The sequence below is a fragment of the Mesorhizobium sp. P3_A10 genome (assembly GCF_056403175.1).
Genome location: NZ_JBFUFZ010000001.1, coordinates 1300609 through 1315050, shown reverse-complemented (window position 1 = coordinate 1315050; position 14442 = coordinate 1300609). Strand labels below are relative to the sequence as shown.

The window sequence follows — 14442 nt, the reverse complement described above, 5'->3', positions numbered from 1 at the left end:
GGTTTACGCAGCACGATTGCCGGAAAACACCGCCGGCGGCAACGGCTCGCGGCCAAGGATGAGGTCGGCGCCCTTTTCACCGACCATGATGGTCGGCGCATTGGTGTTGGAGGAGGGGACGCGCGGCATCACCGAGGCGTCGCAGACGCGCAATCCCTCGATGCCGCGCAACCTGAGGTCCGGCGTCACCACCGCCATCTCGTCATGGCCCATGCGGCAGGTGCCCACAGGATGGTGGTCGGTCTTCGAACTGCGGCAGGCATAGTCGAACAATTCGTCGTCACTGGCGAGCGAGGGGCCCGGCAACACTTCGCGCATCACGTAGGGCTGAAGCGCCTTCTGCCGCATGATCTCGCGCGCCAGCCTTAGACCTTTGATCGACATGGCGCGGTCATAGGGGTCGGACCAGTAGTTCGGATTGATCAGCGGGTGATCGGCCGGATCGCCGCTCTTCAGCCGCACGGTGCCGCGCGAGCGCGGCCGCAGGAAGGCCGAATTGAGGGTTACGCCGGGGTTTTTCAGCTTCTCGACGCCGGCCTCGATGCCGGAACCGAGGCCGAGATGGAACTGGATGTCGGGCGAGGCGGCGGTCGGGTCGGCGTACCAGAAGCCGCCGGTCTCGAACAGGCTGGAGGCCACCGGCCCCTTCTTCAGCAGCAGATACTGCAGGCCGGCCCAGGCCGTGCGGTGCAGCTTGGCGTAGTTGTCATAGGTGTGGTCGCCGGTGCATTCAGCGATGACGAACAAATCGAGATGGTCCTGCATGTTGGAGCCGACGCCGGGCAGGTCGTGCACTGGTGTGACGCCAACTGATTTCAGATGGTCGGCCGGACCGATGCCCGACTGCATCAGAAGTTTTGGCGAGCCGATGGCGCCGGACGAGACGATCACCTCGCGCTCGGCGCGCAGGATTTTTGTCTCGCCGCCTGGTCTGTCGACGATCTCAACACCGATGGCGCGGCCCTTTTCGACAACGATGCGGGTGACCAGCACATCGGTCCTGACGGTCAGGTTCTTGCGGGCGCGGATCGGCTTGAGATAGGCAACGGAGGCGGATGAGCGCCGCGCGTCCTTCTGGGTCAGTTGGTAGTAGCCGACGCCTTCCTGGGTGGCGCCGTTGAAATCCGGATTGAAGGGGATACCCATCTCCTGGCCGGCGCGGAAATAGGCCTCGCAGATCGGCAACGGTGAAATCGGGTTCGACACGCCGAGCGGACCCTGGTCGCCGTGGAAATCGTTGGCGTAGCGCTGGTTGTTCTCGGCGCGCTTGAAGTAGGGCAGCACGTCGCGGTAGCCCCAGCCGGCGAGGCCTTCTTCCTTCTCCCAGGCGTCGTAGTCGCGGGCATTGCCGCGGGTGTAGATCTGGGCGTTGATGGAGGAGCCGCCGCCGACCACCTTGGCCTGCGTGTACCAGAAGACGCGGTCCTTCATGTGCTTTTGCGGCACGGTCGACCAGCCCCAGGAAGCGATGCCCTTGGTCATCTTGGCAAAGCCGGCCGGCATGTGGATGTAAGGATGCCAGTCCTTGCCGCCGGCTTCCAGCAACAGCACCGAACTAGACGGATCTTCGCTCAGCCGGTTGGCCAGAACGCAACCGGCCGGGCCGGCGCCAACGATGATATAGTCGGTCATTGTCTCATCCGTTCACAGCCGCGGCACCGAGAGTGCGCCGTCGACATTGATGATCGAGCCGGTGGAAAAGCCGAGTTTGCCGCCAGCCAGGGTCGCTACCACGGCGCCGATGTCAGTGCCTTCGCCCCAGCGTTTTGCAGGCACCAGCCCACTGTCGATCAGCGCATCGTATTTGGCTGATACACCCGACGTCATGTCGGTGCGGATGATGCCCGGCCGTACCTCGAACACGCCGATGTTTTCCGGGGCGAGCCTGAGCGCCAGGGTCTTCACCCACATCGAGAGCCCGGCTTTCGAGATGCAGTAGTCGGATCGCTCCGGCGAGGCCATTTCGGCGCTAACCGAAGTGATGGTGATGATCGATTTCGGGTGATCGCCGGGAGTGGCCAGCATTGCCTTGGCGACGACCTGGCTGAGGAACACGGTGCCGCGCAGATTGATGCCGAGGGCGCGGTCGAAATTCTCCGGCTTCAGCTCCAGCAGGTCACCGCGCACGACGGCGCCGATGCCGGCATTGTTGACCAGACAGTCGATGCGGCCGAAGACGGTTGTGGCCGTGTCGACAAGGGCTGCATGACCATCGAGGTCGGCGATGTCGCAGCGGGCATAGGCGAATTTCGCGCCACGCCCGATCATGTCGGCGGCAAGCCCCTCTGCGGGTTCTTCGGCGAGGTCGGCAATCAAAATGTCGAAGCCGGCATCGGCCAGCGCCTCGGCGCAGGCGAGGCCAATGCCACGCGCGCCGCCGGTGACGATGACCGCCGGGCGGGTCATGCCGCAAGCTCCGTCTTGCGGATATGGTCCGCCACGCGCAGCGCCTGGGCCGCGATTGACAGCGCCGGGTTCACTGCAGCCGAAGTCGGCAGGAAGCCACCGTCGACGACGAACAGGTTCTGGTGGTCGTAGGCACGGCAGAACGGATCGAGCGGCGAGGTGGCCGGGTCATTGCCCATCTTCACCGTGCCGCACTGGTGCGAGGGCGTGCGCTTGTCGAAGGGGCGCGACAGCACGATCGGGTAACCGCAGGCGCGGAAATTTTGGCGCATCACCTTGGTCAGCCCATCGAGCGACTGCATGTTGGAGCGCCGCCACTGCATGACGATGTCCTTGCCGTCGACCATGATGCGGCTTTCGGGATCGGGCAAATCCTCGCACATCAGGTACCAGTCGACGGCGTGGCCGGCCATGTAATCCAGCGCGAATTTTGGCGCGAGCTTGACGTTGGCCTTCAGCATGTTGCCGTCGATCTTGCCGAGCAGCTGCACATTGCCGAGCGGCTTGCCGCCCTTGCCGTCGGACAGGTAGTAGTCGTTCAGCATCAGCGTCTTCTGGTAGACGGCATCGTTCCTGCGGCGCGGATCGATCGCCAGCATGGCGCTCGAATTGTGGTTCATGAAATTGCGGCCGACCTGGTCGGAACGGTTGGCGAGGCCCTTGCCCGCTCCCGTGCCATTGTTGGGTGAGGGCGAGCGCAGCAGGATGACGGCAGAATTGACCGCACCGGCAGACAGGATCACCAGTTTTGGCGACACCTTCTTCAGCGTGCCGTTCTGCCTGTAGTGAATGGTGGCAATGGTCTTGCCGTCGGCCGAAGCTTCGAGATACTCGACATAGGCGCCGGTTTCGAGCCTAATGTTGGTGTCGGTCAGCGCGGTCGCCAGCGGTCCGGTTTGTGCATCAACCTTGCCCTGGCCGGTGTTGGGAAACGCGTCCCAGCCGGTCTTGCCCTCCTTCAGCCAGGTGTCGATGTCGACGCCGAGCGGCAGCGACGCCGGATGCAGGCCGAGGCTCTTCAGTTCGGCGCGGGCGCGCGCGATCGGCGCTTCGTCCGGCACCGGCTTGAAGGCATAAGGAAGCGAATGGAACGGCTCGGTCGGGTCTTCGCCCAACGTGCCGTGCACGCGAAACAGCTGCTCGGCCTTCGAGTACCAGGGTTCGAATTCGTCATAGGAAAACGGCCAGGCCGGCGAGATGCCGCCGAAGTGCTCCATGGCGGCGAAATCTTCCTTGCGGTAGCGGATCAGCACTGCGCCATAGAATTTCGAGTTGCCGCCGACATAGTAGTAGTTGCCGGGGTTGAAGGCGGCGCCGCCGGCCTCGCGCCACATCTCCCTCGGCCGGTAGTGGCCGTCGACGAAGATCGAACGGGTGTCGCGCGCATGCGGCGTCACCGGCAGCTTCTCGCCGCGCTCCAGCATCAGGATCGACGCGCCGCTGCCGGCAAGGCCGGAGGCGATCGTGGCGCCGCCAATGCCGGAGCCGATGATGACGATGTCGGGATTTGCCATCGTCGTCAGCGAATGCGGTTCTCGGTCGCCGGATCGAAGAACACTGCCTTGGTCAGGTTGAAGGCGAGCGGCGTGCTGGTGCCCGGCTGGATGTTGGCATCGGCGCGCAGCCGCGCCACCACGCCCTTGCCGCCGAGATTGGTGACGGCAAAGGTGTCGGAACCCGCCGGTTCCACCACTTCGATATGACAGTCGGCTGTGGCAATGTTCGACGCATTGCGCTCGGCACCTTCCGGATCGGTCAGCGCTTCCGGGCGGACGCCGAAGATGATCTGCTTGCCCTGGAATGCCGACAGGCCCGCCGGCGCATTGGCCATTGGCAGCGAGATCGGCTCGCGCGCCTCGCGCTGCAGCACCACGGAAAGCGCGTTGCCGCTGGCGCCGATCGTTGCCGGGATCAGGTTCATCGCCGGCGAACCCATGAAGTCGGCGACGAACAGATTGGTCGGGTTGTTATAGATTTCGGCCGGGGTGCCGAACTGCTGCACCTCGCCGTCGCGCATGACAGCGATCTTGGTGGCCAGCGTCATCGCCTCGATCTGGTCGTGGGTGACGTAGACGATGGTGGTTCCGGTCGTGGCGTGCAGGCGCTTGATCTCGATGCGCATGTCGACGCGCAGCTTGGCGTCGAGGTTGGAGAGAGGCTCATCGAACAGGAACAGTTTGGGGTCGCGCACCAGCGCCCGGCCCATGGCGACGCGCTGGCGCTGGCCGCCGGAAAGCTGGCTTGGTTTGCGCTGCAGGAGGTGGCCGATCTGCAGCACTTTGGCCACCTTGTCGATCGCCTTCTGGCGCTCGTCCGCCGGCACGCCACGCATCTCCATGCCGAAAGAGATGTTCCCGGCCACTGTCATGTTCGGGTAGAGCGCGTAGCTCTGGAACACCATGGCGATGTCACGCTTGGACGGATGCAGATCGTTGATCTGGCGGCCGTCGACACGGATTTCGCCCGAGGTGATCGTCTCCAGCCCGGCGATGGTGTTGAGCAGCGTGGACTTGCCACAGCCGGAGGGGCCGACCAGCACCAGGAAGCCGCCTTTTTCCAATTCGACGTCGATCCCTTTCAGGATCTCGACCTGGCCGAAGCGCTTCCTCAATCCATCAATTTCCAGAAAAGCCATCAGATTATCCTTTGACCGCGCCCGCCATCAGGCCACGCACGAAGTAGCGGCCGGCGACGACGTAGACGAGAAGGGTGGGCAGTGCGGCGATCATCGCCGCCGCCATGTTGACGTTGTATTCGACGACGCCGGTCGAGGTGTTGACGACGTTGTTGAGCGCCACCGTCATCGGCATCGAGTCGCCGGTGCCGGCATAGGCGGAGGCGAACAGGAAGTCGTTCCAGATGTTGGTGAACTGGTAGATCACGGTGACGACGAAGATCGGCATCGAGTTCGGCAGCATGATGCGACGGAATATCTGGAAGAAGGAAGCGCCGTCGACCTGTGCAGCCTTGATCAATTCGGTCGGGAACGCCTCGTAGTAATTGCGGAAGAACAGCGTGGTGAAGCCGATGCCGTAGACAACGTGGACGAAGACGAGGTTGACGGTCGAATTGCCGAGACCGAAGCTTGTTCCGACCGAGTTCTGCAGCGTCACGCCGAAGCGGCCGACGCTGCCAAGGATCGTCGCCATCGGCAACAGCACCGACTGGAACGGGATGAAGCAGGCGAACAGCATCAGCCCGAACACCAGCGTTGCGCCACGGAAGCGCCATTTGGTCAGCACGTAGCCGTTCAGCGCGCCGAGCATGGTCGAAATCAACACGGCCGGAACCACCATCTTGATGGAGTTCCAGAAATAACCCTTGATGCCGGCGCAGGTGAGGCCGACGCAGGTCTCGCCCCAGGCCTTGAACCATGGATCGAAGGTCGGCGCCTTGGGCAGCGCCAGCATGTTGCCGTTCTGGATCTCGTCCATTGTCTTGAACGAGGTCACCAGCATGACGAACAGCGGCATCAGGTAGAACAGCGCAAACAGCGCCAGCAGCCCGTAGATGACGACACGGTTGACGATCTTCATGTTGACGCCGCCGGAGGCCTGGCGGGCAGGGGTGGCGACAGCGCTCATCGCGGTTTCTCCCTGAGTTCGGAATAGAGGTAGGGCACGATGATGGCGACGATGGTCATCAGCATGATCACAGCGCTGGCCGAGCCGACGGCCATCTCGTTGCGCTTGAAGGTGTACTCGTACATGAAATTCGACGGCAGCCAGGCCGAGCCGCCCGGCCCGCCGCTGGTCAGCGCCACCACCAGATCGTACGACTTGATGGCGAGGTGGGCGAGCACGATGAAGGCCGACAGGAAGATCGGCCGCAACAGCGGAATGACGATGCGGCGATAAAGCTGGAAGGTGGTGGCGCCATCGATCTGCGCCGCCTTCATGATCTCGCCGTCGATGCCGCGCAGGCCGGCCAGGAACATCGCCATGATGAAGCCGGAGGCCTGCCAGACGCCGGCGATGACCACGGTGTAGATGACGAAATCCTTGTTCTTGATCCAGTCGAAATGGAAGCTCGTCCAACCCCACTGATGCAAGGTTTGTTCAAGGCCGAGGCCGGGATCGAGGAACCATTTCCAGGCGACGCCGGTGACGATGAAGGAGAGCGCCATCGGGTAGAGGTAGATCGGGCGCAGCACGCCTTCGCCGCGGATTTTCTGGTCAAGCAGGATGGCCAGGAACAGGCCGAGCGCCAGGCAGATGAAAATGTAGAGAAAACCGAAAATGCCCATGTTGGTGATCGACGTGTACCAGCTCGATGGCGGGTCGGTGTCGAAGGTCCATCCCCACAGCCGCTGATAGGCGCGCGAACCGGTGATGACATAGGACGGGAAGGTCTTGGAATTGGTGAAGGACAGATAGATCGTCCACAGGATGAAGCCGTAGACGAAGACAATGGTGATGGCGAAGCTCGGCGCCAGCACGATCTTCGGCAGGGCGTCCTGCAGCCGCGAGCGCACGGAGGCGCGCGGCCGGGCATGCTCCGGCGTCAGCTTGATCTGGCTTGTTGCTAGCGTGCTCATGAGCTCCTCCCGTTCTGGGCCGTCCGACCGCGTGGCGGGAAGACGTGCTTACGGGTTTCTGGTCGACGCGAGGGCCGGCCAACCGTGAGATGGAACCTTCCCCGCCGGAGCGGGGAAGGTTTTCATATGCGGCGCTTACTTGGCGTCGTCGATCGCCTTGACCAGTTCGGTCACGGCCTCGTCCGAGGTCTTGATCTGACCATGGACGAACTTCGACACGACGTCCTTATAGGCATTGGCTACCGCCGGAGGCGCGCCATAGCCCTGGGCGAGCGAACCGAACAGCGTGCCGCCATCATTGGCAGCCTTCAGGTCAGCGATGCCCTTCTTGCCGCAAGCGTCGAAGTCGGTGTCCGGAACGTCGGTACGGGCCGGAACCGAACCTTTGACGACGTTGAAGGCCGACTGGAAGCTCTTCGACAGCGTGGCGGTGGCCAACGCGATCTGGGCAGCCTTGCGGTCGTCCGGAACGTTGAACATGCCGAACATGTCGGAGTTGTAGACCACGGAGCCGTCGGTGCCCGGGAAGCGATAGCACAGGAAGTCCGTGCCCGGGGTCTTGTTGGCGGCGTGGAACTCGCCCTTGGCCCAGTCACCCATGACCTGCACCAGGGCATCGCCCTTGATGACCATAGCGGTGGCAAGGTTCCAGTCGCGGCCCGAGAAGTTCGGGTCGACATAGGTGACGAGCTTGGCGAGGTTGTCGAACGACTTCTTCATCGTGTCGGATTTGAGGGACGCGTCGTCGAGGTCGTTGAAGGCCTTCTTGTAGAACTCAGGTCCGCCGGTCGACAGCACGACCGAGTCGAACATGGTGGCTTCCTGCCAGTTCTGACCGCCGAGAGCGAGCGGGATCACGCCTGCCGCCTTGGCCTTGTCGAGCAGGGCAACGAAGTCGTCGAAGGTCTTCGGCTCGGTGCCGCCGATCTTGTCCATGACCGCCTTGTTGATCCACAGCCAGTTGACCGAGTGGACGTTGACCGGAGCCGCGACCCACTTGCCGTCATAGACCGAGAACTTCTGCAGGGCCGCCGGAACCGACTTGTCCCAGCCTTCCTTCTTCGCCGTCTCGGTCAGGTCGCCCATGACGCCGGCAGCGGCATAATCGAGCACGGTATAGCCGAGCATCTGCGACGCGGTCGGGTAGTTGCCGGCCGCGACCATCGCCTTCAGCGCGGTCATGGCAGCGTCGCCGCCGCCGCCGGCCACCGGCACGTCCTTCCAGGCAAAGCCTTCCTTGGCTAGGTCGCCCTTGAGGACGTTGAGAGCAGCCGCTTCGCCGCCCGACGTCCACCAATGCAGCATCTGCACTTCCTTGACGTCCTCGGCATGGGCCGCGAAAGCCAGGCCCGATGCGAGAGCCGTTCCGATAAGCAGTTTGCGCAACATGTACTTCCTCCCTTGTTGCATGCACATAACCGGCGGATGTCCGCCGGGGTCTCCCAACTCAGCCGACCCACCAACCGGTGCGCTGGCCGCGATGAAACTGGATTGTCTTTTCCTCGGTATAGTCCTCGACGGCGCGCTTGCCGAGTTCGCGTCCGAGACCGGATTGCTTGTAGCCTCCGAAAGGCAGCTCGGGATAACCTTCCATGAACGTATTCACCCACACGGTTCCCGAACGCACACCCCGCGCCACCGACATGCAAGTGTCGATGCTGGCGCTCCACACACCCGCCGACAAACCATAGGGCGTGTTGTTGGCGATGTGCAACGCCTTTTCAATCGATCCAAAAGTCAGCACCGAGAGCACCGGTCCGAACACTTCCTCGCGCGCGATAGCCATGTCCTCGGTGACGCCACGGACGATGGTCGGATCGAGATACTGGCCGGCGCTCGAGGCGAGCTGCTTGCCGCCGCTGTAGACCTGGCTGCCATCAACTGCCGCCGCCGCGACATAGCCGGCTACCTTTGCCAGATGGTCGGCGGAAATCATCGCGCCGACCTTGGTGCGGTCGTCGAGCGGATCGCCAACGACCACCTTGGCAGTGAGTGCCTTGACGGCGGCGAGGAAGTCGTCGGCGATCGCCTCATGTACGATCAGCCGGCTGCCAGCATTGCAGCATTCGCCGGCGTTGAAAAAGCCGCCGAAGACAGCCGCGTCGGCGGCCGCCTTGAGGTCTGCGTCGGGGAAGACGATCTGGCCGTTCTTGCCGCCGAGTTCCATCGAGACTTTCTTCAGCGACTGCGCGGCCGCGGCCATGGTCATCTTGCCAACGCGGGTGGAGCCGGTGAAAGACACCATCTCGACCAGCGGATGGCTGACCATCGGCGCGCCGACATCGGCGCCAAGACCGGCGAGAATGTTGACGACGCCCTTCGGCACGCCGGCCTGCAGCAGGATGTCGCCGAGCACGAAGGTCGAGGCCGAGGTCATCTCGCTCGGCTTGACCACGGCCGTGCAGCCGGCGGCCAGCGCGAAAGGCAGTTTCTGGCTGACGATCAGGAAGGGGAAATTCCATGGCGTGATGATCGAGACGACGCCGATAGGCTCGCGCAGCACGACGCCCAACATGGCGTCGCCGAGATTGGCGTAGGATTCGCCGGAGAGCGTACGGGCAAGTGCTGCCGCATAGCGCCAGATGTCGACGGCGCCGCCGATCTCGCCGCGCGCCTGGGCGATCGGCTTGCCGGATTCCAGCGCATCGAGCCGGGCGATTTCTTCCAGCCGCGCCTCGATCAGGTCGGCTGCCTTAAGCAGGATCGCGGCGCGCTCGGCTGCCTTCATGCGCGGCCACGGGCCGGTTTCGAACGCCTTGTGCGCGGCTTGTACCGCAGCGTCCACTTCGGCCTCGCCAGCCTGTGCATAGTGCGAGACGGTGAAGCCATGGCCCGGGCTCTTGCGCTCCAGCGTGCGGCCGTCACGGGCGTCGACATGCTTGCCGTCGATCAGCAGCCGGTAGGTCTTCGGCGCTGCGGATGCCTCGGCGGGCATGGCGATCTTGAGGGGTGCGTTCATCGGGTTTTGTTCTTCTCTAGGATCTTGAAAATGTGGGCTTCTGCTTGGCCTTGAAAGCGTCGACGCCAGCCTTGAGATCGCCGGTCAGGGCGATGAAGCCGCTGGCCAATGCTTCGACAGCTGCAGCGCTCTCTTCGCCTTCGGCCACAGCGATCATCAGCTTGGCAGCTTCCGTCGCCAGCGGGCCGCGCTCGGCGATTTTTTCGGCCCAGGCCTTGGCTTCCGCTTGGCCTTTGCCGGTTTCAACCACTCGGTCGACGATGCTCAGCGCAAGGGCCTCCATCGCCAGAAAAACCTCGCCGCCGAGCGCCATGCGGCGCACGGTCTGGGCACCGAAGCGGCGCACGGCGCGCTGCGTGCCGGACCATCCGGGGACGACGCCGATCGATGTCTCGGGGAAACCCAGTTTCACCTGCGCCTCGGCGACACGGAAGTCGCAAGCCACAGCCAGTTCCAGCCCACCGCCCAACGCATGGCCGGACAGAACGGCGATGGTTGGCTGCCTGAGCCGCGCCAGCCGGTCGAAGACGCGGTGGCCATAGCGCACCCATTGCACCTGAAAATCGGCGGCGCTCATCTGCGCCCAGGCCTCGACATCGCCGCCGGCGCAAAAGCCCTTGCCTTCGCCGCAGAGCAGCATGACGCGCACGCCCTCCGCAGCCTCCGCCTCGTCGAGCGCAGCGTCCAGTGCACGCAGCATCGGGATATCGAGGGCGTTGAATTTCTCCGGCCGGCGCAGCGTGACAATGCCGATGGCGCCGTCCTGCTCGAAGGTGACGAGACGCTCAGCCATGCCCGCCTCCAAGTGAAGCGCCGCCATTGAGCGACAGGCCGATCGGTCCGTCCTGATAGAGTGCGGATGGCGTCACCTTGAGGTCCTTGGCGACGCCAAGCGGAATTTCCGCTTGCGCCAGCACATCGCGCTGGAGATCGATGCCCGGTGCGAGTTCAGTCACCACCAGACCTTCGGGCGTCAGCTTCATCACGCAGCGCTCGGTAACGTAGGTGATGTCCTGACCCTGCGCCACCGCGCGCTTGCCGGAGAAGGAGATGTGCTCGACCTCTGCGACCACCTTCTTGACCTTGCCTTCCGCGTCGATGCGAATGCCGCCATCGGCCAGCGACAGTTTGGCCCCGGCGTTGAAGAAGCCCGAGAAAACAATCTTCTTTGCCCGCGCGGTGATATCGACAAAGCCACCGGCGCCGGCGGTGACATGCGGCCGTGCCGAAAGCTTGGAGACGTTGACCGAGCCGTGGCGGTCGATCTGCAGGAAGGACAAAAGCGAGGCGTCGAAACCGCCGGCCTGGAAATAGATGAATTGGTGCGGCGAGGGCATGAAGGCGTCGGCGTTCGATGAGCAACCGAATTTGAAGTCGAGCAGCGGCACGCCGCCGACGGCACCCTGTTCGATCACCCAGGTGACCTTGCCGTGCTGGCCTTCCTCCAAGAGGATGCGCGGCACGTTGGCGGAGATGCCGAAGCCGATGTTGACGGCCATGCCGTCGCGCAATTCCAGGGCGACGCGGCGCGCGATGACCTTCTGGACGTTCATCTCGGCGTTGCGGAAGCTCGACAACGGCCGGAAGATTTCGCCTGATATGGCCGGGTCGTAGGGCGTCAGGGTCGTCTGCAACTGGTCGGGCGCGACGACGATATGGTCGACCAGCACGCCGGGCACGCGCACGTCATGCGGCTTCAGCGTGCCGTTCTCGACGACACGCTTGACCTGCGCGATGACGACGCCGCCATTGTTGCGGGCGGCAAGCGCCTGCTCAAGACCGCCGAGATAGGCGCCCTCATGCTCATAGGTGAGGTTGCCGCGCTCGTCGGCGGTGGTGGCGCGAATGATCGAGACGTGCGGGACGATCGAACGGAAATAGAGCCATTCCTCGCCGTCGAACTGCTGCACCGAAACGATCGGCTCGCTGGCCGCCGCGTTCATGGCGCAACCCTGATGACGCGGGTCGGCAAAAGTATCGAGTCCGACCTTGGTCAGCACGCCCGGCCGCTTGGCCGCGGCCTCGCGGTGCATGTCGAACAATATGCCGGACGGAACATTGTAGGCGGCGACCGAATTGTCGCCGATCATCTTCCAGATCTGCGGCGGTTCGGACGAGGAGGGGCCCGACGGATAGGAGCCGCACAAAGTGCGCTTCAACAGGCCAGGCTTGGCCAGATGATCGATGCCTTTGATGCCGTACATGTCGCCGGCGGCGATCGGGTGCAGCGTGGTTATGTTCTTCGGATGGCCTTCCGCGCCGAAGCGCTCGCCGATGGCGGCGAGCACCGCATCCGGGCAGCCAAGGCCGCTCGACGACGACACGGACACGACCATGCCGTCCTTGATCAGGCTGGCGGCCTGCGCCGCGGAGACGAGCTTGCTCAAGCGGCACTCCCGAGTTTCGGATCGATCGCGACCGCCTTGCCGGATTTGGCCGACTGCAATGCCGCTTCGGCTGATGTCAGCGACCAGACGCCGTCGTCGCCCGTGGCGGACGGCTGGCCTTCGCCGCGGATCGCGGCATGGAACTGGCGCAGCGAACGGGCATAGAGATCTTCGCGATCGAAGCTCAATTCTTCCTCGCCCTTTGCGGTGCGCAGCAGCACCGTGCCGACCGGCTTCTGCGTCATCACATTGCTGGCGATCAACGAGCCCTCGCTGCCATGCACCTCAAAGCCGGTGCCTGCGAATTTGGTGGTGAAGCCTTCGTGCGACTGGGCGATGACCCCAGACTTGAAACGCCAGATGCACATGGCGCCATCTTCCAGCCCGCCGCCGGCCATGCCCGCGGTCTGCGTGAAGGCGGAAATCTCCGAGGGATCGTCGCCAAGCACAAAGCGCAGCGTGTCGGCATCGTGCACGGTGATGTCGAGCACCACGCCGCCACCAGCCTCCGGCCTGGCGATGCGCCAGCCCTGGAGGTTTTCCGGCAGATAGACGGAGTGGAACACGCGCGCCGCGATCGGCTTGCCGATGCGGCCGGCTGCGATGGCGTCGCGCATCGCCCGATGCGAGCCGGCATTGCGCAGATGATGGTTGGTGCCGAGCACGATTCCGGCGGCTTTCGCGGCTGCGAGCATCTTGCGCGCATCAGTGCTGGTCAGGGCCAGCGGCTTTTCGCACAGCACATGTTTTCCCGCCTTGATGGCGGCCAGCGCCTGTTCGAGATGCAACTCGTTGGTGGTCGAGATGTAGACAGCGTCGATGTCCGATTTCAGCAACCCATCGAGTGTCGAGACGCCGAGCGGAATGCCGTTTTCGCTGGCATAGGACGTGGCGCGCTCCGGGCTGGAGCTCATCACCGCCGCGATCTCGCCACCGGCTTGCGCGCGGATGGCGCCGATCATGAACTGTTTGGCGATCGTGCTGGCGCCGATCAGTCCCCATCTGACGGTCATGCCGCGTCTCCCAGTCCGGCGCGGCGATCGGGACCGCAACTGTCCCTGACCACGAGGTTGACGGCGCCGATATGATCCTCGGCGCGCGTGGTGCGCGACTGGATCATCTTCAGCATGACATGGGCGGCGCGCTCGCCGAGGCCTGCCGTGTCCACCGAAACGCTGGTCAGCGCCGGCATATAGTGCTCGGCCTCGACCACGTCATCGAAGCCGACGACAGCGAAATCCGCGCCGGGCTCGAGCCCGCGCTTACGCAGCGCCAGCATGACGCCAAAGGCGACCGCATCGTTGAAGCACAATGCCGCAGTCGGCGGCTCGGCCAGTGCAAGAGCCGTTTCCAGACATGCAATGCCGCCCCTGCGGTTGGTCTCGCCTTCGACGACCAGCGTATCCGCTGCAGCGATGCCAAGCGCCGCGCAGGCCTCGCGAAAACCCCCGCGACGCTCGTGATAGACCACCAGATCAGACGAGCCGCCGAAGAAGGCCAGCCGGCGATGCCCCTTGCCGATCAGATGGGCGGTGGCGAGATAGGCACCGCGATGATTGTCCGGTGCGATCACCGGGATGCGGCTTTCGGGAAGACGACGCATGGCGAAGACGACGGGAAGGCCCGCCGCCTCGATGCGCCGGAACGCGCCCGGCGTCGTGCCGCGCGCCGGCGACACGATCAGTCCGGCGACACCTTGCTCCATCAGCGACTTCAGCACTTCTTCCTGGCGCACGGGATTTTCAGCCGTGTTGGCGATGAACGGCACGATTCCGGCCGACTGGAAGACGCGCTCCATGCCGACCGCCAGTTCGGCGAAAAAAGGGTTGGTGAGATCGTTGATGACCATGCCGATGACGTTGGAATGAGACTTGCGCAGATTGGCGGCGCCGCGGTTGTAGACATAGCCGACATCCTCGATCGCCTTGCGAACCTTGCTTGCGGTTTCAGGCCGGATCAGCCCGCTGCCCTGCAGCACGAGCGATACCGTCGACTTGGACACGCCCGCTTCGCGAGCGATGTCGAGTATCGTCGACTTGGCCCGGCTGGCCATCCAGATGCATCCTCCCGGCATTATGATCGAATTTATTGGAACGTTCTAATACCGGTCGTGAATTTGAGTCAACGGGAAATTTTCCAAATCTGAAAATTTG

General features: G+C 63.8%; 12 protein-coding genes. All 12 read right to left on the bottom strand.

What is annotated here, in order from left to right; translation table 11 throughout:
• Nucleotides 1–3 precede the first annotated feature (3 nt).
• Entirely contained in the window at nucleotides 4–1632 is a 1629-nt protein-coding gene (locus tag AC1DXU_RS06330; protein ID WP_477365699.1) for a GMC family oxidoreductase, read from the bottom strand.
• Nucleotides 1633–1644: 12 nt separating this feature from the next.
• Entirely contained in the window at nucleotides 1645–2406 is a 762-nt protein-coding gene (locus AC1DXU_RS06325) for a 3-ketoacyl-ACP reductase (RefSeq protein ID WP_477365697.1), read from the bottom strand.
• Entirely contained in the window at nucleotides 2403–3920 is a 1518-nt protein-coding gene (locus AC1DXU_RS06320; RefSeq protein WP_477365694.1) for a GMC oxidoreductase, read from the bottom strand. The genes AC1DXU_RS06325 and AC1DXU_RS06320 overlap by 4 nt, the downstream gene beginning before the upstream one ends.
• A gap of 5 nt (nucleotides 3921–3925) precedes the next feature.
• Nucleotides 3926–5041 carry an ABC transporter ATP-binding protein gene (locus AC1DXU_RS06315; protein WP_477313465.1) on the bottom strand — a complete coding sequence of 372 codons (1116 nt, stop codon included), beginning with the start codon at nucleotides 5039–5041 and terminating at the stop codon, nucleotides 3926–3928.
• 4 nt (nucleotides 5042–5045) lie between these two features.
• Nucleotides 5046–5990, bottom strand: coding sequence for a carbohydrate ABC transporter permease (locus AC1DXU_RS06310; RefSeq protein WP_477365691.1), 945 nt, complete (start codon nucleotides 5988–5990; stop codon nucleotides 5046–5048).
• Complete coding sequence (locus tag AC1DXU_RS06305) at nucleotides 5987–6943, bottom strand: carbohydrate ABC transporter permease (RefSeq protein ID WP_477313461.1); 957 nt, start codon at nucleotides 6941–6943, stop codon at nucleotides 5987–5989. Before AC1DXU_RS06305 ends, AC1DXU_RS06310 begins: the two co-directional genes overlap by 4 nt.
• Nucleotides 6944–7078: 135 nt before the next feature.
• Complete coding sequence (locus AC1DXU_RS06300) at nucleotides 7079–8332, bottom strand: ABC transporter substrate-binding protein (RefSeq protein ID WP_477365688.1); 1254 nt, start codon at nucleotides 8330–8332, stop codon at nucleotides 7079–7081.
• A 58-nt stretch (nucleotides 8333–8390) separates the two neighbouring features.
• Nucleotides 8391–9902, bottom strand: coding sequence for an aldehyde dehydrogenase family protein (locus tag AC1DXU_RS06295; RefSeq protein ID WP_477365685.1), 1512 nt, complete (start codon nucleotides 9900–9902; stop codon nucleotides 8391–8393).
• A gap of 16 nt (nucleotides 9903–9918) precedes the next feature.
• Entirely contained in the window at nucleotides 9919–10695 is a 777-nt protein-coding gene (locus AC1DXU_RS06290) for an enoyl-CoA hydratase/isomerase family protein (protein WP_477365682.1), read from the bottom strand.
• A complete protein-coding gene (locus AC1DXU_RS06285; RefSeq protein WP_477313453.1) occupies nucleotides 10688–12289 on the bottom strand; it encodes an acyl CoA:acetate/3-ketoacid CoA transferase in 1602 nt (533 codons plus the stop codon). Before AC1DXU_RS06285 ends, AC1DXU_RS06290 begins: the two co-directional genes overlap by 8 nt.
• Complete coding sequence (locus tag AC1DXU_RS06280; RefSeq protein ID WP_477313451.1) at nucleotides 12286–13302, bottom strand: Gfo/Idh/MocA family protein; 1017 nt, start codon at nucleotides 13300–13302, stop codon at nucleotides 12286–12288. Before AC1DXU_RS06280 ends, AC1DXU_RS06285 begins: the two co-directional genes overlap by 4 nt.
• Nucleotides 13299–14342: a LacI family DNA-binding transcriptional regulator gene (locus AC1DXU_RS06275; protein ID WP_477313449.1), complete on the bottom strand. Its 1044-nt coding sequence runs from the start codon at nucleotides 14340–14342 to the stop codon at nucleotides 13299–13301. The genes AC1DXU_RS06280 and AC1DXU_RS06275 overlap by 4 nt, the downstream gene beginning before the upstream one ends.
• Nucleotides 14343–14442: the final 100 nt, after the last annotated feature.